The sequence below is a fragment of the Chthoniobacterales bacterium genome (assembly GCA_036569045.1).
In the GTDB taxonomy this organism is placed as follows: domain Bacteria; phylum Verrucomicrobiota; class Verrucomicrobiia; order Chthoniobacterales; family JAATET01; genus JAATET01.
Map to the genome: position 1 here is coordinate 66,677 of DATCRI010000028.1, position 22,059 is coordinate 88,735.

The following is a 22,059-nucleotide window of genomic DNA, read 5'->3' on the forward strand; positions in this document are numbered from 1 at the left end:
GAGAAATCCGGGAGAGGTGAGGGTTTCCTCCCCGCACCCGGATCAAGGGAAGGCTACGGGAAAATCCCGTGGGCCAGGTAGCTACGGCAGACGCGGTCGATCGCGACGTAATACGCGGCCGTGCGCAGGTCGGGCAGATCGCGCGTCTTCCACGCGTCGTGAATACTGTGGTAGGCGACGGCCATCGTCTCCGCGAGGGCGCTGTGCACGATATCGATCTCGTGCGGGCCGGCCGTGACGATAGCCCGCTGCTCCGGATCGAGTTTCCGGCCGGTGAGCTGCTCGACGGAGTCCACGATCTTCGTCTTCGCGTCCTCGGAGATGCGGGTCGTCATGCGGTCGAAGCTCACGTGCGAGAGATTCTTGAGCCACTCGAAATACGAGACCGTCACGCCGCCGGCGTTCAGATACAGGTCGGGAATCAGAAGAACTCCGCGCTTGAGAAGAATTTCCTCGCCGTCGAAATCCACCGGCCCGTTCGCGGCCTCGGCCACGATCTTCGCCTGGATGCGGGGCGCATTCTCCGCGGTGATCTGCCCCTCGAGAGCGGCCGGCACGAGGATGTCGCACGGCATTTCCAGCGTGAGCGCCGGGTCGGCCTGGAATTCCCCGGCTTCGCAACCGGCCAGCGATCCATTCTCCCGGAAATGCCGTTGGGCGTGGCGCAGATCGATGCCCGCGGGGTCGTAAAGGCCGCCGCCGAGTTCGGCGATGCCCACGATCAGCGCGCCATTCTTCTGAAGAAAATGCGCGGCGTAGGAGCCGACGTTGCCGAGGCCCTGGACGATCACGCGCTTGCCGGCGAGGCCGGGCTCCAGCCCGAGATCTGCCATGTCGCCGCGGTGCTTGAGGCACTCCATGATGCCGAGACAGACGCCGAGACCGGTCGCCTCGCGCCGGCCGGGGATGCCGTGCAGATCGAGCGGCTTGCCCGTCACGCAGGCATAAAGATCGGCCTCGTTGAATTTCATCGCGCGATAGGTGTCAGCGATCCACGCCATTTCCTGCTCGCCGGTGCCGTAATCCGGCGCGGGCACGTCCTGCTGCGGGCCGAGGAAGTTCTTCTTGATGAGCTCGGCGGCGTAGCGGCGGGTGACGCGCTCCCGCATGCCGGGCGAACAGGCCTTCGCATCGATCCGCACGGAGCCCTTGGCGCCGCCGAAAGGCAGGCCAACGAGTGCGCATTTGTAGGTCATGAGCGCGGCCAGGGCCATCGTCTCGTCCTGAGTCACGTGCGAGGAAAAGCGGATGCCGCCTTTGCAGGGAAGCCGGTGGTGGCTGTGCTGGGCGCGGTAGGCCTCGACCACGACGATATTGCCGTCATCGTCCTTCACGGGGAATTTCATCCGATAGACGCTGTTGCAGGATTTCACCTGGTCGAGAAGTCCGGCGGGGAAACGCGTGAGATCGGCGGCGCGGTCGAAATACGCGCTGACGGACTGATAAAATCGGCTGGGCGAGGCGGCTGGCTCGTTCATCCGGAGAGTGTAGCCGGCGCCCGGATCGGAGCAAGGTCGGCCACCCCGGGAAATTTTTCCGACAAATGCGATTTTTTTTGAACAATCGGAAATCTCGGGCGTCAAAGATATCGGTTAAGGCAGCGATTCGGGCCACAGCGATTCAGTTTTTCTTTGTTTTTCTGATTCTCGCGATGTGGCCCGAATCATTTCCCCCCTCGGTCGAGGGCGGGTTTGTGACAAATTTGTCGTTTTTCGCCGCATCAACTTTCGGTTAGATCAATCCCGGCATGGCCGAAACGGTATTGATTGTGGACGACGAGCAGGACGTCGTGGATCTGCTGCGCTATAATCTCAATCGCGCCGGCTTCTCTGTTTCCATTGCTTCCGATGGCCTCAAAGGCCTCGAAAAAGCCCGCTCCGAACGGCCCGACATCATCATTCTCGACCTCATGATGCCGGAAATGAGCGGTGAAAAGGTCTGCCGCGCCCTGAAGGAGGACGCCTCCACCGCGGGCATTCCGATCATCATGCTCACCGCGAAGGACCAGCCGGGCGACCGCATCGTCGGCTTCGAACTCGGGGCGGACGACTACGTGCCAAAGCCCTTCAGCCCCCGCGAACTCGTCCTGCGAGTGCAGGCCCTGCTGCGTCGGTTGCAGACCTCGAACAAGGCGGAGGTGCTCGAGGTGGACGCCTTCTCGGTGGATAAATCCAGCTTCGAGATCCGTCTCGACGGCCAGCGCCTCGACCTGACGACCACCGAATTCAAGCTTCTTACCCTGCTCATCGACCGCCGCGGCCGCACCCAGTCTCGCGAGACGCTGCTTTTCGACGTTTGGGGCTACCAGAACGCCATCGACACGCGCACGGTGGATACCCACATGCGCCGGCTCCGCGAAAAACTCGGCGACAGCGCGGCGCGGCTCGAGACCGTGCGGGGCGAAGGCTACCGCTTCAGCGCCGTCGTGCCGGCTTGATCACTTTTCTTCTGCTGCTGGGGCTGGCGGGGATCGGCGGCTGGATGTTCTGGCGCTCCTGGGGGCGACCATTGCTGGATCTTCGCGATCTCATTCGCGCGCTGGCCAATGACGAGCCGCACCACCCGATCGTCCGCTCCTCGCTGCGGCCCTTTCAGCAAATCTCCGCCGATCTCGGGCGCGTGGCGGATCGCCTCCGCCGCCAGCGCCGCCAGATCGCGGACGAGGGCTTCAGCCTGCGCGCCATTCTCGGCAGCATGGTCGAGGGCGTCATCATCGTGGACCACTCGCAGCGCATTCGCCTCGCAAACGACGCGCTCTACACGATGTTCGAGCTCACGACGCCCCCGATCAATCGCACCGTTCTCGAGGTCTTTCACCACCCTGAGCTGACCTCGGCCATCGAGCGCTCCTTCACCGAGATTCGCTCCATCATCATCGAGATTCACGACGCACCGCGCTTCGGCGAATCCCGGGACGACCGCCACTATCGGGTGAATCTCGCCCCGCTCATGCCGACCAATGGCTCGAAGCCGGTGGGCGTGCTGGGCGTCTTCAACGACGTCACCGAGGTGCGCGCGCTCGAGGCGGTGCGACGGGAATTCGTCGCGAACGTGTCCCACGAGTTCCGCACGCCGCTGGCGATCATCGGCGGCTATGTGGAGACGCTGCTCGATGGCGCGCTCGACGACCGACCGATGGCCGAGCGCTCGCTCCAGACGATCCAGAAGCACAGTGAACGCCTGAATCTCCTCATCGAGGATCTCCTGTCGATCTCCCGGCTGGAACATCGGAAGGTCCAGCTCGACTGCCGGGCGACCAGCATCCGCGGCATCCTCGACCGCGTGATCGACCAGCTCGAGCCGCGCATCCGCGAGCGGAATGCCTCGATCGAGATCGCGCTCGACGTGGACGAGGTCGAGATGGACCCCGCCCGCATCGAGCAGGTCTTCTTCAACCTGCTTGCGAACGCCCTTCAATACGGCGTGCCCGACGGCGTCTTCGTGCGCGTCTCCTCCCGGCTCCGCGGCGACGAGGTGGAAATCACCTTCTCGGACAATGGCCCGGGCATTCCCTACCGCGACCAGCCGCACATTTTCGAGCGCTTCTACCGCGTGCACAAGGACCGCTCGCGCGACGCCGGCGGCACGGGCCTCGGCCTGTCGATCGTGAAGAATGTCGCGATGGCCCACGGCGGCCGCGTCTCCGTGCGCAGCACACCCGGCGCCGGGGCGTCGTTCCGAATCGTGCTTCCCGTCCGCCAGTCCGCGGGTTAGCGAAAAGGGCGTCCATGACGTCCAGAATCCTCAAGGGCCTGCGAGGCTTTCTCATCGACGCGCCCGAGCCGGGACGAATCCGCGGCGTGCGCGACGGGGCCGTCCTCGTCGAAGACGGCGTGATCGCCGCGGTGGGCCCGTTCGAGGAAGTCCGCCGCTCCCCTGGCGCCGAGCACGTGCGCTGGCTGCACTCCTCGGAAACCGTGCTCGTTCCGGGATTGGTCGACGTTCACGCTCACCTGCCGCAATACCCGGTCGTCGCCCGTGTGGAATCGGGCCTGCTGCCGTGGCTGGAGCGGCACGTCTTCCCGGTCGAGCGAGAGTTCAACGCCGCCACCGCCCGCGAGCAGGCTCCGCTTTTTTTCGACGCCCTCGCCCGGAACGGCACGACCTGCGCAATGCTCTACACGACGATCTACGAGGAGAGTTGCGACGTGGCCTTCGAGGCCGCCGAGCGCAGCGGCCTGCGCGTGATCCTCGGCAAGGTGATGATGGATGACGGCAGCTACGGCGGCCTCCCCCCGGAGAAGATCCTGCCCCTGTCGCTCGAGCAAAGCGAACGCCTCTGCCGGAAGTGGCACGGGCGCGACGGCGGCCGTCTCGGCTATGCGTTCAGCCCGCGCTTCGCCGTGACCTGCAGCGAGGAACTCATGCGCGAGGCCGGGCTGCTCGCCCGAAAATACGACGCCTACATCCAGACGCATCTCTCGGAGAACCACGACGAGATCGCCGCCGTGCGCCGACGCTTCCCGCAATATCCGAACTACACCGCCGTCTACGAGGCCTGTGGCCTGCTCGGCGACCGCAGCGTGCTCGGGCACTGCATTCATCTCGCCGAGGAGGAGATCGAAATGCTCGCGGCGAGTCGATCGGCGGTCGCGCATTGCCCGACGTCGAATCTGTTCGTGAACAGCGGCATCATGCCGTTCGATCGCCTGCTCGCGGCCGGCCTGCGCATCGGCCTGGCCTCCGACGTCGCGGGCGGCCCGGAACTGAACCTCTGGCAGGTGATGCGCAGCGCGATCGAGTCGCAGAAGGCGCGCTCGTTTTACGAACCGGGGGTCCGCGTGCCGACCACGGCAGAAATGTTCCATCTCGCCACGCTGGGCGGTGCGGCGGCCCTCGGAAAGGAGAGAACGATCGGCACTCTCGAGGTGGGGAAAGACGCCGATATCGTGGCGCTCGACCTCGCGGCCGTGCAGGCCTACGGAAGCCGCGGCAACATGCACTGCGACCTTTCGGCGGAGGAGATCGTGACGCTGCTCGTCTATCGCGGCGGCCCCGCGGCGGTCATCGAGACATTCGTGCGCGGGTATTCGGCCTACCGCGCACCGGCTCCGCCGCTCCTGTAGCGACGGAGGGACCGGTCGTTACTTGACGACTTCCTTACCGCTGGAGGCCGTGGCGGTAATCTTGACCTCTTCGGCCTTCACGTGGTCGCAGGTATACGGCCCGCAGACGTGGCCATAGCCGCAATACATGTCGCGGCGGTTCTCGAGGGTCGTGCAGGCCGACAGACTGACGGCAAGCAACGAAAGGCAAAGGAGGGCAACTTTCACGGCGACGAGGTAAATCGCTTTCCCAAGACGTTGTCAAACAGAAGGCTCGTCCGGAACCGGGACCGGCCGCGAGTTGGACGTTGCGACCTCGCGCCGGGCGGTGCAACCTTCCGGCGCGCCGCATGCTGTTCGCCTTCTACGTCCACCACCTCAGTCCCTTTCTTCTGCAGTTCGGCCCCGGCTGGGGCATTCGCTGGTATGGCCTCGCCTACGTCGCGGCCTTCGTGGTCGGCATCGCGCTGTATCGACGACTCGCGAGACAGGGCTACTCCGACCTGAAGCCGGAGGCCGTCACCGATTTCATCGTCTGGGGCGCCATGTTCGGCGTCGTGCTCGGCGGTCGCCTCGGCTACATGCTCTTTTACGACTGGGAGGCCTTTCGGGCGAATCCTCTCCTCATTGTGCGCGTCTGGGATGGCGGCATGGCGAGCCACGGCGGCATCATTGGCCTCGCGCTCTACACGCTCGTCTACGCGCGCTGGCACCACATGTCGTGGCGCAATCTGGGCGACAACATGGCCGTCGTCGCGCCACTTGGCCTGATGTTCGGCCGCCTCGCAAATTTCATCAACGGCGAGCTCTTTGGCCGCGCCACGAACGTCCCTTGGGCGATGCAATTCCCCAAGGAGCTCTACACCGATCCCGAGGCCGCCAACGCCGCCGTCGCCGCCGCGACGCAGATCAATCCCGCCTGGAATTCCGTCGACCAGATCGACATCGCCGCCCGCACGTCGGAGCCGTTGCGCAACGCCCTCGCCGAAATCCTCACCCCGCGCCACCCCTCGCAGCTCTACGCCGCCGCCCTCGAGGGCGCGCTGCTCTTCAGCCTCCTCTGGATCGTGCGCACCCGCGTGCGCGTGCCGGATGGCGTGCTCACCGGGCTGTTCTTCATCGCCTACGCGGCGCTCCGCATCGTGGGCGAGTTGTTCCGCGAACCCGACGCGCCCCTCACCGGTCCGTTCACCCGCGGCCAGTTCCTCTCGCTCTTCCTCGTGCTGATCGGCCTCGCGTTCCTGATCTCCGCCTGGCTGCGCCCGACCTGGCCCCCGCGCTGGCAAAAAGCCGCGAAGAGCGCCTAGAACGACCCGCCGAGCGAGAACGACAGCACCGTTTCCGGGAGCGGGAGCGCTCCGGCCGTGTCAAGGAACTGCATCGCTCGTTGACGAAGCTGGAGGCCGCCGGTGATCGATTCCGTGAGCGTGAAGGTGGACTCGGCCCCGAGAAAAATCGCCGCCGTGGTGCGCGCCGCGGCGCTCCATTGCTCCTCGTAGCTCGTCCGCAGCCGCATCACCGCCGCCGGCAGGAACCGCTGCTCGATCTGCGTCGCGTAGGCCCGGTAACTCGGCGCCACCCCGCCGACCGGCGCCGAGGCGTCGTTCTGGGTCGTGCGCAGGGAAAGCGTCGTCCGCTCGGCCACGTCCACCAGCAGGCCGGCCCCCACCCCCGTGAGCAGCACGTCGCTACCCGGCACTCCCGGCGTCGTTTCCTGCGCCACGCTCGGCGCAACGTTCAGACGCACCGGCAGCCACGGCACCTTCTGCTCGGCAAAAAGCGCGAGGTCGTTCCGCGTTCGCCGGACGTTCGCCGCGTCGTTGATCTCCTCGCGCCCGACTTTCGTGGAAACCATCAGCCCCGGCACGTCGCCGGTTTGCAACGCCAGTTCGGCGCGCTGCGCCGTCTCGGATCGCATCGCCTGGTCGAACCTCGCCCGGCTTTCCATCGCCAGCTCGAGCGAGGATTTCTCGGAAAGCTCCGCCACCAGCGCCGGCCGCTGCCGCAGCCCCACCGCCTGCGCCCAGCCCTGCGCGCGACCGTTGGACCAGCCGTCGCCGACCTGCACTCCCATCGTGTAACGGATCAGCACGCCGGCATCCGGAATGGGCCGAAACGTGAGCACCGCATCCTGCGCGGAATTCCGCGAGATCCACGCGCCGTTCAGTGACTTCGAGATCGACGCGTTCGGCAGGACGAACGTGAGATTCCCGCCGCGCAATTCCAGCGGCGCCGCCGGCATCGCCCGACGAATGATGACGTCCTGCGCCGGCACACTCCCGGCAAACGCCAGAATCCCAAGCAAAATGGAAGCTGGACGGATCATGACGCCGGAGTGTCGAACACCCCGCGCCGACGAGCAACTCCGAATCCTTCGCCTCTAGTTGCGCGACCGGCCGCGCTTCGGCGCCGGCTTCGCCCCGCCCGCGTGCAACCGGGCCTCGGCCTTCCTCCGGACTTTCGGCGTGAGCTTGAGATTCGGTTTCTCGACGACGTCGATGCGCTTGAGCAGCTCCACCTTCACGGGCACGACGCCTGCCTTCACCATGTCGATCTGCCGCGCGGCGCCGCGGCTGAGGTCGATGATGCGGCCGCGGATGTAGGGTCCGCGATCGTTGATGCGCACGATCACCGACTTCCCGTTGCGTTCGTTCGTCACGCGCACCCAGCTCTGCAGTGGAAACTTCCGGTGCGCCGCCGTGAGGGCGTCTGCGTGAAAGCGCTCCCCGCTCGCGGTGCGGGTGTCCTCCCAGTAATACGAGGCCTTCCCGTGCTGCGTGACCACCGGCTTCGGCGAGAAAACCGCGTCTGGCCGGCCGGGCCGGTCATCCGGACGCACGATCACGCGCGGCCCGGCGCAACCGGCCAGCCAGCCCATCGCGAGCGCAAGCAGCAGGCCCGCCAGGGTGTTCGCGGCGGGCGATTTCTGTCGATCTGGAGAAAACAAGGAGGGCAGCCTGCCAGCGAGAGCGGGTTTTGGGAAGCCCCGGGCGCATGCTGGCCATTCCCGCCCCGGCCCGCTCTAATGCGCCGATGTTCGAACCGTCCGCCGATCTCGTCGCCCGCCTGGGCGCCGACCGCGTGGCGGCCCGTCTTGCCCGTGAGAGCCGGCTCTGGCTGAAAGCCGGCCGCACGAGCGCCCGCATCGCGCGTCTCGGCCTGCAGGCGCTCGGACTGACCGGCCGGGCCTATCGCGAGTTTCTCGACGTGCAGATCGTCGAGAACGTCGTCCGCCTGCCCTCGCTCCCACTGGCGTTCGACGGCTTCCGGCTCCTGCAGCTCACCGACCTGCATTCCGATCTCGATCCCGCCCTCATCGACCGCGTGATCGAGCGCCTGCCCGCCGCGCGGTTCGATCGCTGCGTGCTCACGGGCGACTATCACGACGTGATCGGCGAGCCGTGGGAGGAATCCGTCGCCCAGACGCTGCGCCTCATCCCGCACCTCGGCGCGGAGCCGCTCGGCATTCTCGGCAACCACGATTTTCTCGCCAAGGTCCCCGTGCTCGAGGCCGGCGGCCTGCGCCTGCTCCTCAACGAAGCCGTCGCGATCGAGCGAGACGGCGCACGCCTCTGGATCTGCGGCGTGGACGATGCCCACAGCTTTGGCACCCACGATTTCGCGAAGGCCAGCGCGGACATTCCCGCCGGGGACTGCCGCGTGCTGCTCTCGCACAGCCCCGAGACAGCGTGGGAGGCCGCGCCCCACGGCTACGCCCTGCACCTGAGCGGCCACACCCACGGTGGCCAGATCTGCCTGCCGGGCGGCTTCATTCTCGTGCGCAAGGCGCCTGTTCCGACGCCCCTGCTTTCCGGGCCGTGGGAGGTCGGCGGCATGGCGGGCTACACGTCGCGCGGCACCGGAAGTTGCGGCGTGGCGGGACGATTGAATTGCCCGCCGGAAATGACGATCCATATTCTGCGGTGCGCATGAAGCCGCTCCTCCGCCTCCTGCTCGCCCTCGCCCTCGTCGCCCCGGCGACCGCTCAGGAACGCACCCATGTCGTCCGATCTGGCGACAGCCTCGCCAAGCTCATGTTTGCCTACGGCGTGAGCGGCGACGCCATCCTCCGCGCGAACGGCCTCCATTCCACCACGCTCCCGGTCGGCAAACGCCTCGTCATTCCCTCCGCGTCCCCTGCCACGCCATCCGAGGCGCCCCGCGCCCAGCCCGTGAGCATCGCCCGCGCCGAATCCGTTCCCGCCCCGGTTGCGGAACCCGCTTCACCGCCGGCCCCCGAGCCTGATGCCGCCGAACCGGATGCCCCCTCCGAGCCCCCGGTCGAATCGGCCCCGCCCGTTCCCGTTCATGACGTCGCCCCCGGGGATTTCGCCGCCGCCATCGCCATCCCGGCCGGCGAGAACATCCGCTACAACGGCCGCTGGGTGCCGCCCGGCGAAAATTCCACCTGGGTCATGGATTGCTCGAACACGACGCGCTGGCTCTACCGCCAGGTCCGCGGCCTCGATCTCCCTCGCACCGCCTCCGATCAATACGAATGGCTGCGCACCCGCCACCGCCTCTGGCGCGTGAATCCAAATTCCCGTTCGCTCCAGCGCCGCCTCGAGCCCGGCGACCTGCTCTTCTGGGAAGACACCTACAAGCCCGTCCGCCGGCCGCCCGTCACCCACGTCATGCTCTACCTCGGCACCGACTCCCGCGGCCGCATGATGATGGCCGGCTCCCAGGGCGCCAGCGGACCGGACACCTACGAATTCACGCCCGGCAAGAAAATGGGCGGCTACCGCTTCTTCTTTTTCTTCCGCCGCGACGGGCGCTTCGTCGCCTACGGCCGGCCCTAGGATTCAAGCACCTCGACGCGGGCAATCCGATACGGCGCAAGCTGCGTCCAGGCGGCGAACCGCACCCGTGCGAGCCCCTCGAGCACAAGATTCGACGTGCCGTCCGCATGGCGCACGCAGGCCCGAATCACCCCCGCCACGCCGATCGGCTCGGCATCATCCGCCTCGCCTCCCGGCGTTCGCGTCCCCACGGCAAAGACGCGGTCGGTCTCCAGCGCCAGCTCGAGCATTCGCCGATAGCGCGGCTCGAAGATATACAGCGGCAGCAGCCGGCCGGGCGACAGCACGACGCCCGGCAGGACAATGACGCCAATTTCTTCCGGGATCGTGACGGATTCCTTCATCTTCGGCCAAGGATACGCGCGACGGGGTGTTCGTGGACGCCGGCCTTTCCATTCCCGCCGCCGCTCGCTAAAAAGCACGCCCGTGCTGGAACGGATCTTCAAGCTCAGGGCCCATGGCACCACCCCCGGTCGCGAAATCGCCGCCGGCCTCACCACCTTCGCCGCGATGGCCTACATCCTCGCGGTGAATCCCACGATCCTTGCCGAAGCAGGCATGCCGGAGGACGCCCTGCTCACCGCCACCGCCGTGAGCGCCGCGATCGCCACCCTGCTGATGGCCGCACTCACGAATTTCCCCATCGCCCTCGCCCCCGGCATGGGCATCAACGCCTTCTTTGCCTTCTCGATCTGCATCGGCATGGGCGTGCCGTGGCCCAGCGCCCTCGGCCTGGTCTGCGTGAACGGCGTGATCTTCCTGCTGCTCTCGGTCACCGGCGTGCGCGAGCGGATCATCGACGCCATCCCGCACGCCCTCAAGGTCGCCGTCACGGCCGGCATCGGCTTCTTCATCGCTTTCATCGGCCTGCAAAATGGCGGCCTCGTCGTGGGGAATCCCGAGACCCTCGTCGCGATGGGCGACCTCGCGCACCCCGCCGTCGCCTTCTTCTTCGGCGGCCTGCTGCTCACCGCAGCGCTCGTCGCCCTGCGCCTGCCGGCCGCCATCCTGCTCGCCATCCTCGCGCTCACGGTCATCGGCCTCTTCGTGCCCGGCGGAAAGGGCGACCCCATCACGAAATGGCCGGAGCACCTCGTCTCCGCTCCAGCCTCGCTCGACCCCGTCTTCTTCAAGCTCAACTTCGACCTCTTCCGCAACGATCCGCTGCGCGCCGTCGTCCTCACGCTCACGCTGCTCCTCGTCGACATGTTCGACAACATCGGCTCACTCATCGCCGTCACCCGCCGCGCCGGTCTCATGGGCGCCAACGACAAAATCCCGCGCGCCGGCCGCGCCCTCGCCGCGGATTCCTCCGCCGCCATCCTCAGCTCGCTGCTCGGCACCTCGACCGTGGTCACCTACATCGAATCCTCCACCGGCGTGCAGGCCGGCGGCCGCACCGACCTCACCGCCGTCGTCACCGCGCTCTGCTTCCTTGCCGCCCTCGTTTTCACGCCCCTCATTCTCGCCATTCCGGGCGCGGCCATCGCCCCCGCCCTGGTCATGGTCGGTGTCTTCATGTTCGAGTCCGTCACCGATCTCGACCCGCGCGAGACGGTCGATTTCATCCCCGCCGTGCTCACGATTCTCATGATGCCGCTGTCGTTCAGCATCAGCACCGGCCTCGGAATCGGCATCCTCGCCCTCGTCGTCCTCGCTCTCGCCACTGGCCAGCGCGACCGACTCACGCCCTTCCTGCTCGGGCTGGCCGTGGTGTTTCTCCTCCACTTCTTCGAGGAACCACTGCTCGCCCTCCTCCGCTAGTTTTCATTGGCGGGAGCGCATTCCCGGGCCTAGCATCGCCTTCAAATGCCCACGTTCGACGCCCTCGAGGCCATTTATCAACGCCCGTTCTTCGACCTCATCGCCGAGTCGCGCCGCGTCCATGCCGAGAATTGGAAGGAAAACGAAATGCAGCTCTGCACGCTGCTCAGCGTGAAAACCGGCGGCTGTAGCGAGGACTGCGGCTACTGCGCGCAAAGCGCCCGCTACAAGACCGGACTGGAATCCCAGCGCCTCATGACGACCGAGGACGTTCTCCCGATTGCAAAACAGGCCGCCGCCAGCGGCGCGACGCGCTTCTGCATGGGCGCCGCGTGGAAGGGCGTGCGCGACGGCGACGCCAAATTCGAGCAGATGCTGGAAACCGTCCGCGAGGTCGGCAAGCTCGGCATGGAAGTCTGCGTCACCCTCGGCCAGCTCGGCGACGTCGAGGCCCGCAAGCTCCGTGAAGCCGGCGTGACCGCCTACAATCACAACATCGACACCAGCCCCGAACATTACGGGAACATCGTCTCGACCCACACCTTTCAGGACCGCCTGAACACGATCGGCTCCGTCCAGCGTGCCGGCATGGCCGTCTGCTGCGGCGGCATCCTCGGCCTCGGCGAGACCGAGCGCGACCGCATTCGCATGCTCGAGGTGCTCTGCTCCTTCGATCCGCCGCCGGAAAGCGTGCCGATCAACTGCCTCATGCCCATGGAAGGCACGCCGCTCGCCGGCGCGAAGCCCATCGATCCCTTCGAGCTCGTCCGCCTGATCGCCACCACGCGCATCGCCCTGCCGAAGGCCAAGATCCGCCTCAGCGCCGGTCGTTCGCTCCTCTCCCGCGAAGCTCAGGCCCTCTGCTACTTCGCCGGCGCCAACTCCATTTTCTACGGAGAAAAACTCCTCACCGCGCAGAATCCCGAGACCGACGAGGACCTTGCCCTTCTCGCCCAGCTCGGCCTTCGTCCGCAGGCCCCCTACACCGACCTGCCCCGTCCCGACTGCCTCAACACCACCGCACCCGAACCCGCCCTCGCATGAAAATCGCCATCGGCTCCGACCACGCCGGCTTCGCCTACAAACAACGCATCGCCGAGCATCTCCGCGGGAAAGGCCACGAGGTTCTCGACTTCGGCACCCACTCCGCCGAGTCCACCGACTACCCGCTCTGGATCATTCCCACCGCCGAGGCCGTCGCCAAAGGCGAAGCGGAGTTTGGCATCGTCGTTGGCGGCTCCGGCAACGGCGAAGCCATCGCCGCGAACAAGGTGAAAGGCATCCGCTGCGGCCTCGCGTGGTGCAACCAGACCGCCGAGTTCACCCGCCTGCACAACGACGCCAACGTCATGTCCATCGGCCAGCGCATGACCTCCATCGAGATCGCCCTCGACTGCGTCGACATCTTCCTCAGCACGAAATACGAAGGCGGCCGCCACCAGGGCCGCATCGACGAAATGAGCCGCTACGAAACCACCGGCGAGCTCAGCAAATCCTGATTCCACCCTTTCTATGACCATCACTACCGGCAAAGTCGTCTTCTTCGACTACACCCTCACCGACGACGACCAGGAAATCATCGATAGTTCACGGGGCGGCGAGCCCCTCGGCTACGTCCAGGGCGCCGGCCAGATCGTTCCCGGCCTCGAAAAGGCCATGGAAGGCAAGAAAGTCGGCGACAGCTTCAAGGTCGCCGTCGAAGCCGCCGAAGGCTACGGCCTGCACGACGAAGCCAACGTCGCCGTCATTCCCGCCAGCCAGATCGAAGGCGTCGACGAGCTCGAAGTCGGCACCCAGCTCCACACCGACACCGAATACGGCGAACAAACCGTCGTCGTCACCAAGATCGAAGGCGACGAAGTCACCATCGACGCGAACCATCCCCTCGCCGGCCTCACGCTCAACTTCGACGTGACGATCCGCGAGATCCGCGACGCCAGCCCCGAAGAGATCTCCCACGGCCACGTCCACGGCGAAGGCGGCCACCACCACTAGGCCGCAACCTGGAGAGAAGCGCTTCGTCGCTTCTCTGATTTTCTACCACACCGACAGCACGAGCCCCGCGAGCATCGCGAGCAGCACCACGATCGCGGTGACCCACCAGATCGGCCTGATCCCGGACGGACGGACGCCTTCGCCGAATTCACGCGCGACGAATTCGTCGTAGTCGAATTCCTCGTCCGGCAGGTCGAGTCCGCCGCCGTCCGCGGCGAGCCGCCAGCCGGAATTGTGGTCCGCGCCGCATTCCGGACAGGCCCGCGCGCGCGGCGGCACGTCCTCGCCGCAGACGGGACACACTTCGGGCGTGCGGGGGCGACTGTTCAGGTAGGCCATCGAGTGACGCTACGCTAGGAAGCCACCGCGTCGCGAAAAAGAGGAATTTGCGCGGCCCGCCATCGGTGGAACACTCCTCCCGTGAGCGAATCCATCGATCCCGGCGTCTCCATCGGCCACGTCCATCTCAAGGTCGCCGATCTCGAACGAGCGATCGGTTTCTACTGCGGCGTGCTGGGCTTTGAGGTCACGGTGCGCTACGGCACGCAGGCCGCATTCCTGTCCGCCGGCGGCTACCACCACCATATTGGTCTGAATACGTGGGAAAGCCTCGGCGGCTCGCCCCCTCCGGCGGGCTCGACCGGGCTTTTCCACACGGCGATCCGTTATCCAACCCGCGCCACCCTTGCCGATGCGGTGCGCCGCGTGCTCGCCGCCGGCATCACGCTCGACGGCGCCGCCGACCACGGCGTGAGCGAAGCCATTTATCTCCGCGATCCGGACGAAAACGGCGTGGAGCTCACCTGGGACCGTCCGCGTGACCAATGGCCCGTCGCCGCCGGCGGCGGGCTGGACATGTTCACCCGCGCGCTGGATTTGCGGAATCTCCTCCGCGAGGCGCCGCCCGCCTGAGGATTTGCAGGATGGCAGTTGCTTCGCGCCCCCGTTCGTGTTTCCCCTAATGCCACCGGGCGCGGAATGGCACCGCGCCTGCTGCCCACCCCTGAAATCATGGCCCCCATTCGCTCCGCGCTCTTTGTCGGCTTTGCCCTTTTCCTGACCGTCGTGGCCCGCGCCGCCGGTCCCGCTGGCTTCGAACTCGATCTCTCGTCCGCCAAGGATCTCCCGCCGGGCCTGACCTGGGTGGCGGAAGGCCCGCAAAACGAGCCCTGCCTCCGCATCGATGTCTTCCCGAAGGACGCCTCCGCGCCGCATCTGCTCACCATTCCGATCGACATCCAGGCGCTCCGTGGCCACGAGATCCTGCTCAGCTACGATGTGCGCGCCGAGAACGTCTCGAAGCCCGCGCTCGACTACAACGGCATCAAGGCCCAGCTCCACTTCGTCTCTGCCGCCAGCGGCCCGCGCTGGTTCAACGAGGGGCTGCTCTACGGCACGATCCCCTGGAGGCACTCGGAGCTGATCATCCGCGTGGACGACGACGCCACCGACGGCGTCCTCCAGCTCGGCATGCAGGAATGCTCCGGCACCGCGTGGCTGGCGAACGTCGCCCTCACCGTCCGCGGCCCGAGACCCGCCCGCCCGCCCCGCCTCCGCGGCGTCGTGAGTCCGTCGTCCTTTTCCCCGAAGGATTTCGAGGAACTCGCCGCCTGGAAGGTGAACCTCATCCGCTGGCAGCTCATCAACCCCGAATGGCCCCGCACGGAGATCCCGTCCGACCCGGCCGTCTACGGCCCCTGGCTCGACAAGAAACTCGACGAGCTCGCCCTCGTGCTCGAGCAGGCGAAACAGATCGGCGCCCGCGTCGTCGTCGACCTTCACGCTCCTCCCGGTGGTCGCCTGCCGGACGGGACGCTACGCATGGTCCTCGACAAGGAAATGCAGGATTACTTCCTCTTTGTCTGGGAAAAGATCGCCCAACGCTTCAAGGGCAACCCCACCATCTGGGCCTACGACCTGATGAACGAGCCCCTGCAAAACAAGCCGTCTCCCCCCGGCGTGATGGACTGGTTTGCCCTGCAGGAAGCCGCCGCTCGGGCCGTCCGCAAGATCGATCCCGACACGACCATCCTCATCGAGGCGGACCAGTGGGACTCCCCCGAGGCGTTCACCTGGATGCGCCCCGTCTGGGTAACGAACGTCGTTTACGAGACGCACATGTATTGGCCCTACGAATACACGCACCAGGGCTTCGAGCGGCCGTGGAATACCCCCGCGGATCGCCCACCCTACCCCGGCACCTTCAACGAACGCCCGTTCGACCGCGCCGCCCTCATCCGGCACCTCGCCCCCGTGCGGGAGTTCCAGCGCGCCTACGGAGCGAAGATTTTCGTCGGCGAGTTCAGCGTCACCCGCTGGGCGCCGGGCGCGGCAAGATACCTGAGCGACGTCATCGGGCTCTTCGAGGAATACGGTTGGGATTGGACGTATCACGCCTTCCGCGAGCAATCCGCCTGGAGCCTCGAGCACGAGAATCTGCCGCAGGATTCCGACACGCCCGCGCAGACTCCGCCCGATCGAGCGAACGTCGTCCGCTCCTGGTTCCTCAAGAACGCGCCGTAAAAGGGCCCCGGCGTTCTCCCTCGGACGCTATTGGCGAAGGATCTTCACTTTGGCGATCGGCGATCTCACACCGTCTCCATCGACGGATTGGAAGGTCAGCTTCGTCACCTTGTCCTTCGGGCGGAACTTGAAGATCCACGCCCCGCCGGCCAGTTTCGCCTTTTTGGTCACCGTCTTCTTTTTCCCGCTGGCCGAGACCTTTTTGTAGATCGCCAGCACCGAGACAACGCCCCGGTCGTCGCTCGCCGTCCCCTTGATCTTCACGGGTTTGCCGGTCGCGATGACCTTCTTTTTCCCGAGAACTGCCAGGGTCGGCGCGGCGTTCGAGCCGGGCGTGGAACCGGGGCCGGAAGGCGTCACGCCCGGGATGGCCGCGGCCGGCGCGGTGGCGATGGGATTCGACACGGTATTCAACGCGGGAATTGCCACGGAATAAAGATTCAGCACGAACTCGCCATCCTTGTAAGCGGTGTAGACCACCCGGGAGCTGTCCGGCGTGATCTTGTAGGACGTAATCCACTGGTTGGCAGGTATCGGGCCGATCTGGACTGGCGCATAGGCGCCCGTCGTGGAAACCGCCCAGAGAGTGTTTTGCGTGTATGTCGGGCCGCGCTGCTCATAGACGATGAACGTGCTGTCGGGCGACACGATGTAGCTGTTCACGTCCTGGTCGGAGGCCAGCTGCGTCACCCGCCGCGGCGCGAAATCGAAGGTCGTCGGCGCGGTGTAGAGGTCGGTGATTCCGCTGTTCGTCAGCGTGCCGCGGAGAACGAGGTAGTTCTCGTCGGGCGTCAGTGAAATCTGGCGGATGCCGATATAGTTCGGCGTCGGGTAATAGACGGCTTTCTGGTTCGGCGCTCCCGACGTCGAAGCTTCGAACACGACATACACGCCCTCATCGATGAGGTCGCCGAGGTAATAGACTTTGTTGGAAAGCGGCGCTGGCAGGAAACCCGCCACGTCCGCATCGGCATGGAAAGACGTGTTGAGCTGCGTCTGCGTGCCGGCCGCGGTCGTCGAGGCCTTGTAGAGATTGACGACTCCGTCCGTCACGTGATCTCCGCTGAAGATCACGCTGGCGCCGCTCGCTGTGGGGCTCACCGGCGCGAAGTTCGTGTTGTTCACATCGCCCCCGGTCGCTGGCGCCGAGTTCAGCGTGATCTGGCCATTGGCCGCATTCACCGGCGCACTGAAAAGCTCGGTGACGCCGTCGGCATTGAGTTCGCCGGTGAAGAGCGCGCGCGTGCCGGAAGCCGTATCGACGAGTTGCAAGCCCCGCGGATACTCCAGCTCGGGAAACGGTGAACTGATTTTCAGCACCGCGCCCGGCGTCGTGGTCGAGGCACTGAAGAGGCCGTAATCCGTGTTCGTCCGACTTTGGAAGACGGCCCGCGTGCCATCGGAGGTAATGAGGATCGAACTCAGCTCATTCAGCCCGGCGTTCGTCGCCAGCGTGGATTCCGTGCCGGCCGCAGTGGCGGAAGCCTTCTTGAGATCGAAGTGATTGTTCGTCCCGTCGAAGCGACCAAAAATGACCGTGGCACTGTTCGGAGTGATCGCAAAGCTCCCGGAAAAGAAATCGCCCGCCGGAGAGGTGGTGGTGATCTGCACCTGGGTGCCAGCGGCCGAGACCGAGGCGCTGTAGAGATCCGTGACGTCGTTGGTCGTCAGCTCCGCACCGTAGAGCACCCGGCTGCTATCCGGGGTGATCTGAAATTCGGTCGTCACGCCGTTACTGCTCTCCGGAAACGCCGGCGCGCTGTTGATCTGGACAGTCTGCGCGCTCGCCGAGGCCGCCGCCAGAGCCGCCGCACATGCCGCACCGGACCATTTCACCACGCGGTGCCAAGCTCCCGCAGCCCGTTTATCGTCACTCGGCTTGCAATGCATGGCACCAACAGATGCCATCCCGCCTCCATATTGGAAAGTCAAAGTCGCCGGGCTTGCCGGTTGAACCGGGCTCCGGATTCGCGCATCCTGACACGCCTCACATGCCAGATTTGGAAAAACCACCCGAGCGGGACACCCGATCCAACCCCGTCGCCGCTCACGAGATTCGCCGTCGGCGCACGTTCGCCATCATCTCGCACCCCGACGCCGGCAAGACCACCCTCACGGAGAAATTCCTCCTCTACGGCGGCGCCCTCCAGCTCGCCGGCACCGTGACCGCCCGCAAGGACCAGCGCGCCACCACGAGCGACTGGATGGAACTCGAGCGCCAGCGCGGCATCTCGGTCAGCTCGACCGTGCTGCAGTTCGAATACGGCGGCTGCGTCGTGAACCTGCTCGATACTCCCGGTCACAAGGATTTCTCCGAGGACACCTACCGCGTGCTCACCGCCGTGGACGCGGCGGTAATGGTCGTCGACGCCGCCAAGGGTATCGAGACGCAGACCCGCAAGCTCTTCGAGGTCTGCCGTCAGCGCGGCGTGCCCATCTTCACCTTCATGAACAAGCTCGACCGGCCCTCGCGTCCGCCGCTGGAGCTGCTGGACGAACTCGAAAACGTCCTCGGCATTCACGCGCTGCCCATCAACTGGCCGCTCGGCAGCGGCGCGGAATTCCGCGGCGTTTACGATCGCCAGGCCAGCGAGGTGCATCTCTTCGAGCGCACGCCCAAAGGCGCCTACCGTGCGCCGGAACAGGTCGGCGGCGTCGACGATCCGCTCGTGAAAACCGCGATGTCGCCCGACGTTTACACGCAATTTCGCGACGAGCTCGACCTCCTCGACGGCGCCGGTGCCGACTTCGACATCGCCGAGGTGCGCGCCGGCCGCCTCACGCCCGTGTTCTTCGGCAGCGCGATGAACAATTTCGGCGTCCAGCTCCTCCTCGACAAGTTTCTCGAGCTCGCGCCCGGTCCCGCTCCGCGCGACACCGCCAATGGCCCGGTAAGTCCCGACAACGAGGCCTTCTCCGGCTTCGTCTTCAAGATCCAGGCCAACATGAACCCGAAGCACCGCGACCGCGTCGCCTTCATCCGCATCGTTTCGGGCGAGTTCAAGCGCGACATGACTGTCGCCCACCCGCGCACCGGCAAGCCCGTGCGCCTTTCGAACTCCCAGCGCCTTTTCGCGCAGGAACGCGAGACCGTGGACAGCGCCTGGGCCGGCGACGTCGTCGGCCTCGTAGGCAACCAGGATTTCCAGATCGGCGATACGCTCAGCGAGGATCCCGCCGTGCGCTTCGACGAGATTCCGCGGTTCGCGCCGGAGTGCTTCGCCCAGATTCACAGTGCCAGCACGGCGACCGGCAAGCGCTTCCGCGAGGGTCTCGATCAACTCCTCCGCGAAGGCGTCGCCCAGGCCTTTGAATTGAAGGACAGCCTCGTCCGCACGCCCCTGCTCGGCGCGGTCGGCCCCCTGCAATTCGAGGTGCTCCAGTATCGCCTCGAGGGCGAATACGGCGCCGGCTGCCGCGTAGAGACGGCGCCGTGGAGCGTGGCGCGCTGGATTCGCGCAAAGGACGGATCGAACAAGCTCCCGCCCGTCACCCTGCCGACGGGCGCGAAAGAAGCCCGGGATGCGGATGGCAACCCCGTGGCGCTCCTCCCCAATCACTGGGGCTTGAGCTATTTCGAGAGCAAGAATCCCGATCTCGAAATTTCGCCGCTCCCCTTCCGCGCGGAATGAGGAGCGGCGATTCGGCAAAGCGGCTGGACAACTAGTAGACGACCGTCGGCGCCGGGCTGACTGTCGTGGTCGTGGCGGTGCCACCCACGGCGCGATGCGTCACGGTTTCCTCCGTAGTCGTTGTGGTGCGCGTCGGCGGGGCCTCCACCGTGGTGCAGGCCGAGAGCGCGAAACTGCCGGCCACAAGGGCGAGAGCGAAGAGGTTTTTCATGGGTTCGATTATTCCGTGGTGGTGGTCGTCGTCGTGGTCTTCGTCTCCTCGACGGCGGGAGCCGCAGTCGTAGTGGAGCGATGGACAACCACGCGGGAGGCGGCCATCGTTCCGCCGTTATCGGTGTAGTAGACGGTGACCGGCAGTCCGGACTTCACGACGTCCACCGAGACCGGGGCGCCAGTGTCGTCGACGTAGGTTGTCGTTTTGCTGGCGGTGTATTGCACCGGGGTCGCGCTCGACTCCGTGCGGACGGAGATCAAATCCGGACCGAAGGAGGTGAGCGTGCCCGCCGTGTTCATCGACGAGACCGTCGTGGTGGTCTGAGCGCCAGCCGTGCCAGCCAGGGTGAGCGCCGCCGCGAGGGTGGCCGCCGTGAGGGTAAGCTTGATGGGTTTCATGACGCTGATGGTTCGCACCTCGCTCAATATCCGGACGTCACCCCGCGATTTTTGACGTCGAGATCCCCGATCGTGATCCGGGGTTCGCCGACCACCCACTCCCCGCGCTTTCCATTCGCGCCACGTTTGACAGAATAACGTTCCCAATTTTCTTACTCCCATGTCCGCCACCATCGAAAAACACGAGTTCCAGGCTGAGATCGCCCAGCTCCTCAACATCGTCATTCACTCGCTCTACACGGATAAGGAAATCTTCATCCGCGAGCTCATCTCGAACGCCGCCGACGCCACCGAGAAACTCAAGTTCCTCCAGACCTCCGGCGCGGCGATTTTCGAAGCCGACCGCGCGCTCAACATCTCCGTCACCACCGACGACACCGCGCACACCATCACGATCGCCGACGCCGGCATCGGCATGACGCACGCCGAACTCATCGAGAATCTCGGCACCATTGCCCATTCCGGGTCCAAGGCCTTCCTCCAGCAGATCAAGGAAAACGCCGCGAAGTCCGGCGGCACGGGCGCGGCCGAGATCATCGGCCAGTTCGGCGTCGGCTTCTACTCGGCCTTCATGGTCGCCTCGAAGGTCACCGTTTACACCCGCAGCTACCAGCCGAACGAGACCGGCTGGATCTGGTCGTCCGACGGCGTGAGCAGCTACGAGATCGAGCCAGGCGTCGATCTACCTCGCGGCACGAAAATCGTCATTCAGCTCACCGAGGCCGACAAGGAATACGCCACCAAATGGCGCGTCGAGAGCGTCATCAAGCGCTACTCGAACTTCGTCGGCTTCCCGATCGAGCTCGACGGCGAGGCCGTGAACACGATCAACGCGATCTGGACGCGCAACAAATCCGAGATCACGACCGAGGAATACGACGAGTTCTACAAGTTCATCGGCCACGACATCGATGCGCCGCAATACCGCCTGCACTTCACCGCCGACGCGCCGCTTTCCATCAAGGCGCTTCTCTTCGTGCCGCAGCACAGCCGCGAGAAGCTCGGCATGCCGAAGACCGAGAGCGAGGTCCATCTCTACTGCCGCAAGATCCTCATCCAGGCGAAGTCCAAGGGCCTCTTCCCCGAATGGCTGCGCTTCCTCAAGGGCGTCGTCGACAGCGAAGACCTGCCGCTGAACATCTCCCGCGAAACGATGCAGGACAGCGCCCTTCTCCAGAAGCTCAACAAGGTCCTCACCACGCGTTTCCTCAAGTTTCTCGACGAAGAGGCGAAGGCCGACGCCGAGAAATACGCTGCGTTCTTCAAGGAATTCGGCCACTTCCTCAAGGAAGGCATCGTCAGCGACTACACGCACAAGGATGCCCTCGCGAAGCTCCTGCGTTACACGACCTCCACGAGCGAAACGCCGGTCGCGCTAGCCGATTACGTCGCCCGCATGCCCGAGGAGCAGAAGGAAATCTACCACCTCTCGGCGGGCAGCCGCGAAGCCTGCCTCGCGAGCCCCTATTACGAAGGCCTCGCCGCCAAGGGCTACGAAGTCATTTTCCTGCTCGATCCGTGGGACGAGTTCGTGATGGAGCACCTCCATGAGTTCGAAGGCAAGAAACTCGTCGCCGCCGAGAAGGCCGAGATCGCCCTCGACAAACCCGAGTCCAGGCTCGACGAGGAAGCCACGCGCCTGCTCTGCAACTTCATCAAGGAAACCCTCGGCGATAAGGTCAACGA

The 22,059-nt window shown here is 65.6% G+C and carries 23 protein-coding genes; 14 read left to right on the plus strand and 9 right to left on the minus strand.

Translation table 11 applies throughout. From position 1 onward, the window contains the following. Nucleotides 1–53: 53 nt before the first annotated feature. A complete protein-coding gene (locus VIM61_05945; GenBank protein ID HEY8899934.1) occupies nt 54–1,478 on the minus strand; it encodes a Glu/Leu/Phe/Val dehydrogenase in 1,425 nt (474 codons plus the stop codon). A 269-nt stretch (nt 1,479–1,747) separates the two neighbouring features. Here VIM61_05945 and VIM61_05950 point away from each other — a divergent pair, with 269 nt between their 5' ends. Genes VIM61_05950 through guaD form a run of 3 tightly spaced genes read left to right on the plus strand, consistent with a single transcriptional unit; the run spans nt 1,748 to nt 5,066 of the window. Further along, complete coding sequence (locus tag VIM61_05950; protein ID HEY8899935.1) at nt 1,748–2,437, plus strand: response regulator transcription factor; 690 nt, start codon at nt 1,748–1,750, stop codon at nt 2,435–2,437. Beyond that, entirely contained in the window at nt 2,434–3,714 is a 1,281-nt protein-coding gene (locus tag VIM61_05955; GenBank protein ID HEY8899936.1) for an ATP-binding protein, read from the plus strand. Before VIM61_05950 ends, VIM61_05955 begins: the two co-directional genes overlap by 4 nt. Nucleotides 3,715–3,728: 14 nt before the next feature. Then, a complete protein-coding gene (gene guaD, locus VIM61_05960) occupies nt 3,729–5,066 on the plus strand; it encodes a guanine deaminase (GenBank protein HEY8899937.1) in 1,338 nt (445 codons plus the stop codon). Nucleotides 5,067–5,084: 18 nt separating this feature from the next. On the opposite strand, the gene VIM61_05965 is transcribed toward guaD, so the two are convergent. Continuing rightward, nucleotides 5,085–5,273, minus strand: a complete 189-nt coding sequence (locus VIM61_05965) for a hypothetical protein (GenBank protein ID HEY8899938.1) — start codon at nt 5,271–5,273, stop codon at nt 5,085–5,087. Nucleotides 5,274–5,395: 122 nt separating this feature from the next. On the opposite strand from VIM61_05965, the gene lgt reads away from it, so the two are divergent. Then, nucleotides 5,396–6,352 carry a prolipoprotein diacylglyceryl transferase gene (gene lgt / locus VIM61_05970; protein ID HEY8899939.1) on the plus strand — a complete coding sequence of 319 codons (957 nt, stop codon included), beginning with the start codon at nt 5,396–5,398 and terminating at the stop codon, nt 6,350–6,352. Here lgt and VIM61_05975 read toward each other — a convergent pair. Further along, a complete protein-coding gene (locus VIM61_05975) occupies nt 6,349–7,371 on the minus strand; it encodes a hypothetical protein (GenBank protein HEY8899940.1) in 1,023 nt (340 codons plus the stop codon). The two genes, lgt and VIM61_05975, sit on opposite strands and share 4 nt — an antisense overlap. 54 nt (nt 7,372–7,425) lie before the next feature. After that, nucleotides 7,426–7,992 (minus strand): septal ring lytic transglycosylase RlpA family protein, encoded by a 567-nt coding sequence (locus tag VIM61_05980; GenBank protein ID HEY8899941.1) that lies wholly within the window; start codon nt 7,990–7,992, stop codon nt 7,426–7,428. A gap of 86 nt (nt 7,993–8,078) precedes the next feature. Here VIM61_05980 and VIM61_05985 point away from each other — a divergent pair, with 86 nt between their 5' ends. Both VIM61_05985 and VIM61_05990 read left to right on the plus strand, forming a co-directional pair. After that, entirely contained in the window at nt 8,079–8,978 is a 900-nt protein-coding gene (locus tag VIM61_05985) for a metallophosphoesterase (GenBank protein HEY8899942.1), read from the plus strand. Further along, nucleotides 8,975–9,847, plus strand: coding sequence for an NlpC/P60 family protein (locus tag VIM61_05990; protein ID HEY8899943.1), 873 nt, complete (start codon nt 8,975–8,977; stop codon nt 9,845–9,847). The genes VIM61_05985 and VIM61_05990 overlap by 4 nt, the downstream gene beginning before the upstream one ends. Here the strand turns inward: VIM61_05990 and VIM61_05995 are convergent. Beyond that, the gene (locus VIM61_05995) at nt 9,844–10,191 is read right to left on the minus strand and encodes an LON peptidase substrate-binding domain-containing protein (GenBank protein ID HEY8899944.1); all 348 of its coding nucleotides are present in this window, start codon (nt 10,189–10,191) and stop codon (nt 9,844–9,846) included. The genes VIM61_05990 and VIM61_05995 overlap by 4 nt on opposite strands. An 82-nt stretch (nt 10,192–10,273) precedes the next feature. Here VIM61_05995 and VIM61_06000 point away from each other — a divergent pair, with 82 nt between their 5' ends. The 4 genes from VIM61_06000 to VIM61_06015 are packed head-to-tail and all read left to right on the plus strand — an operon-like array spanning nt 10,274 to nt 13,606. Further along, nucleotides 10,274–11,611 carry an NCS2 family permease gene (locus VIM61_06000; GenBank protein ID HEY8899945.1) on the plus strand — a complete coding sequence of 446 codons (1,338 nt, stop codon included), beginning with the start codon at nt 10,274–10,276 and terminating at the stop codon, nt 11,609–11,611. 45 nt (nt 11,612–11,656) lie between these two features. Continuing rightward, complete coding sequence (gene bioB, locus VIM61_06005) at nt 11,657–12,655, plus strand: biotin synthase BioB (GenBank protein ID HEY8899946.1); 999 nt, start codon at nt 11,657–11,659, stop codon at nt 12,653–12,655. Continuing rightward, complete coding sequence (locus VIM61_06010) at nt 12,652–13,110, plus strand: ribose-5-phosphate isomerase (protein HEY8899947.1); 459 nt, start codon at nt 12,652–12,654, stop codon at nt 13,108–13,110. The genes bioB and VIM61_06010 overlap by 4 nt, the downstream gene beginning before the upstream one ends. 13 nt (nt 13,111–13,123) lie before the next feature. Then, nucleotides 13,124–13,606, plus strand: a complete 483-nt coding sequence (locus VIM61_06015) for a peptidylprolyl isomerase (GenBank protein ID HEY8899948.1) — start codon at nt 13,124–13,126, stop codon at nt 13,604–13,606. 42 nt (nt 13,607–13,648) lie between these two features. Here VIM61_06015 and VIM61_06020 read toward each other — a convergent pair whose 3' ends face one another. Further along, nucleotides 13,649–13,945: a zinc ribbon domain-containing protein gene (locus VIM61_06020; protein ID HEY8899949.1), complete on the minus strand. Its 297-nt coding sequence runs from the start codon at nt 13,943–13,945 to the stop codon at nt 13,649–13,651. 81 nt (nt 13,946–14,026) lie between these two features. Here VIM61_06020 and VIM61_06025 point away from each other — a divergent pair, with 81 nt between their 5' ends. Next, the gene (locus VIM61_06025; protein ID HEY8899950.1) at nt 14,027–14,518 is read left to right on the plus strand and encodes a VOC family protein; all 492 of its coding nucleotides are present in this window, start codon (nt 14,027–14,029) and stop codon (nt 14,516–14,518) included. 99 nt (nt 14,519–14,617) lie between these two features. Continuing rightward, entirely contained in the window at nt 14,618–16,129 is a 1,512-nt protein-coding gene (locus VIM61_06030; GenBank protein ID HEY8899951.1) for a cellulase family glycosylhydrolase, read from the plus strand. A gap of 27 nt (nt 16,130–16,156) precedes the next feature. Here the strand turns inward: VIM61_06030 and VIM61_06035 are convergent, their stop codons facing one another. Beyond that, on the minus strand, nt 16,157–17,965 hold the full coding sequence (locus VIM61_06035; GenBank protein ID HEY8899952.1) for a hypothetical protein: 1,809 nt from the start codon (nt 17,963–17,965) through the stop codon (nt 16,157–16,159). A gap of 155 nt (nt 17,966–18,120) precedes the next feature. On the opposite strand from VIM61_06035, the gene VIM61_06040 reads away from it, so the two are divergent. Further along, nucleotides 18,121–19,761: a peptide chain release factor 3 gene (locus tag VIM61_06040; protein HEY8899953.1), complete on the plus strand. Its 1,641-nt coding sequence runs from the start codon at nt 18,121–18,123 to the stop codon at nt 19,759–19,761. Between the two features lie 31 nt (nt 19,762–19,792). Here VIM61_06040 and VIM61_06045 read toward each other — a convergent pair whose 3' ends face one another. Together VIM61_06045 and VIM61_06050 are read right to left on the minus strand one after the other, a co-directional pair. Continuing rightward, the gene (locus tag VIM61_06045; GenBank protein HEY8899954.1) at nt 19,793–19,972 is read right to left on the minus strand and encodes a hypothetical protein; all 180 of its coding nucleotides are present in this window, start codon (nt 19,970–19,972) and stop codon (nt 19,793–19,795) included. Nucleotides 19,973–19,980: 8 nt separating this feature from the next. Next, nucleotides 19,981–20,373, minus strand: coding sequence for a hypothetical protein (locus VIM61_06050; GenBank protein ID HEY8899955.1), 393 nt, complete (start codon nt 20,371–20,373; stop codon nt 19,981–19,983). Nucleotides 20,374–20,533: 160 nt separating this feature from the next. Here VIM61_06050 and htpG point away from each other — a divergent pair. Beyond that, nucleotides 20,534–22,059: molecular chaperone HtpG (gene htpG, locus VIM61_06055; protein ID HEY8899956.1), on the plus strand; the 1,526-nt coding region annotated here is incomplete at its 3' end.

Excerpts from the sequence above, each read along its gene's own strand:
- VIM61_05945 (HEY8899934.1), bottom strand. The coding sequence starts at position 1,478 with ATGAACGAGCCAGCCGCCTCGCCCAGCCGATTTTATCAGTCCGTCAGC.
- VIM61_05950 (HEY8899935.1), top strand. The coding sequence starts at position 1,748 with ATGGCCGAAACGGTATTGATTGTGGACGACGAGCAGGACGTCGTGGAT.
- guaD (HEY8899937.1), top strand. The coding sequence starts at position 3,729 with ATGACGTCCAGAATCCTCAAGGGCCTGCGAGGCTTTCTCATCGACGCG.
- lgt (HEY8899939.1), top strand. The coding sequence starts at position 5,396 with ATGCTGTTCGCCTTCTACGTCCACCACCTCAGTCCCTTTCTTCTGCAG.
- VIM61_05975 (HEY8899940.1), bottom strand. The coding sequence starts at position 7,371 with ATGATCCGTCCAGCTTCCATTTTGCTTGGGATTCTGGCGTTTGCCGGG.
- VIM61_05985 (HEY8899942.1), top strand. The coding sequence starts at position 8,079 with ATGTTCGAACCGTCCGCCGATCTCGTCGCCCGCCTGGGCGCCGACCGC.
- VIM61_05990 (HEY8899943.1), top strand. The coding sequence starts at position 8,975 with ATGAAGCCGCTCCTCCGCCTCCTGCTCGCCCTCGCCCTCGTCGCCCCG.
- VIM61_05995 (HEY8899944.1), bottom strand. The coding sequence starts at position 10,191 with ATGAAGGAATCCGTCACGATCCCGGAAGAAATTGGCGTCATTGTCCTG.
- bioB (HEY8899946.1), top strand. The coding sequence starts at position 11,657 with ATGCCCACGTTCGACGCCCTCGAGGCCATTTATCAACGCCCGTTCTTC.
- VIM61_06010 (HEY8899947.1), top strand. The coding sequence starts at position 12,652 with ATGAAAATCGCCATCGGCTCCGACCACGCCGGCTTCGCCTACAAACAA.
- VIM61_06015 (HEY8899948.1), top strand. The coding sequence starts at position 13,124 with ATGACCATCACTACCGGCAAAGTCGTCTTCTTCGACTACACCCTCACC.
- VIM61_06020 (HEY8899949.1), bottom strand. The coding sequence starts at position 13,945 with ATGGCCTACCTGAACAGTCGCCCCCGCACGCCCGAAGTGTGTCCCGTC.
- VIM61_06030 (HEY8899951.1), top strand. The coding sequence starts at position 14,618 with ATGGCCCCCATTCGCTCCGCGCTCTTTGTCGGCTTTGCCCTTTTCCTG.
- VIM61_06040 (HEY8899953.1), top strand. The coding sequence starts at position 18,121 with ATGCCAGATTTGGAAAAACCACCCGAGCGGGACACCCGATCCAACCCC.
- VIM61_06045 (HEY8899954.1), bottom strand. The coding sequence starts at position 19,972 with ATGAAAAACCTCTTCGCTCTCGCCCTTGTGGCCGGCAGTTTCGCGCTC.
- VIM61_06050 (HEY8899955.1), bottom strand. The coding sequence starts at position 20,373 with ATGAAACCCATCAAGCTTACCCTCACGGCGGCCACCCTCGCGGCGGCG.